Source organism: Acinetobacter sp. UBA3132 (genome assembly GCF_002364825.1).
Lineage (GTDB): Bacteria > Pseudomonadota > Gammaproteobacteria > Pseudomonadales > Moraxellaceae > Acinetobacter > Acinetobacter schindleri.
The window spans coordinates 5,408-6,442 of sequence record NZ_DEZM01000043.1 but is presented as its reverse complement, the minus strand read 5'-3'; the positions used below and the strand labels follow the sequence as shown (position 1 = coordinate 6,442).

Here is a 1,035-nt window from a genome sequence, read left to right as displayed (position 1 = left end):
GTAAAACTGGATTTCAAAACAGTCAGCGATGATGCCACTGCATTGAAAATGGTTGCTCAAGGCAAAGCCAACATGGCAATGACTACAAGCAGTATCAGCAGCATTGAAGCGCGTAAACTGACGTCATTCTCTGCAACTTGTGGTGATGGCAGTTCCCTGTCGTCTAAAGGCCTGAATGCCAACCTGAACTGGGTTTTCAAATCAGCCAATGATCCATTGAGCCAGACTGCAAGTAATTTCGTATGTAACAGCAAGCAAAGCGGCGCAATCAATCAGCTCGCTTCCTTTTACAATCAGAATGTAGTCGAGGAGCATTTTAAGGATAATATCCATCAGGATCTTAGCCAGCGCCTCCCCATTTACAAGGCCAGCTTCCAGCGATCTGCACAGCAGTACGGCCTGGACTGGCATCTGCTCGCCGCGATCGGCTACCAGGAATCTTATCTCAAGCCAAACTCCGTGTCCCCGACCGGTGTCCGTGGTCTGATGATGCTGACAAGCTCAACCGCAAAGGCAATGGGTGTAAATAACCGTACCGATCCTGTTCAAAGTATTGAGGGCGGTGCGAAATACTATGACAAGATGCTGTCACGCTTTGAGCATATTCCTATGCCAGACCGTAACTGGTATGCCTTAGTAGCCTATAACATGGGTCCAGGTGCAGTTCAGAAAGTTCAGAACAGTATCCGTAACCAGGGTAAGGATCCGGATAACTGGGTAAACCTGTATAGCTATCTGGAGCATAACAAAGCCAGCAATGGCCGTTATCGTCAGGCACTGCAATATGTAACACGTATCCGTTCTTATCTGGAACAGATTAAAAGTTCAGAGCTTGTGAATATCTGATTTATTCAAGCCATAAAAAAAGCTTACCTAAGGGTAAGCTTTTTTTATGCAGATAGGACTGATCAGGTTGTTTGCTCAAGCACTTTCTTGAACAGATCTTTTTGCTCTTGGCTTGGTTTTGCAGTTTGCAATGCCATCAGCTGAGACATATCCCCCTGAACCTTGATCTTACCGGTCATGAATGCTTGC

Annotated in this window: 1 protein-coding gene and 1 pseudogene; one reads left to right on the top strand and one right to left on the bottom strand. The window is 46.1% G+C overall.

Annotated elements, in window-relative coordinates:
* The coding region (locus B4033_RS01760) for a transglycosylase SLT domain-containing protein (protein WP_286831542.1) at window positions 1–846 on the top strand (846 nt) is incomplete at its 5' end.
* A 62-nt stretch (window positions 847–908) separates the two neighbouring features.
* Here B4033_RS01760 and B4033_RS01755 read toward each other — a convergent pair.
* Window positions 909–1,035 (bottom strand): annotated as a pseudogene (locus B4033_RS01755) (SCP2 sterol-binding domain-containing protein); the annotation flags it as partial.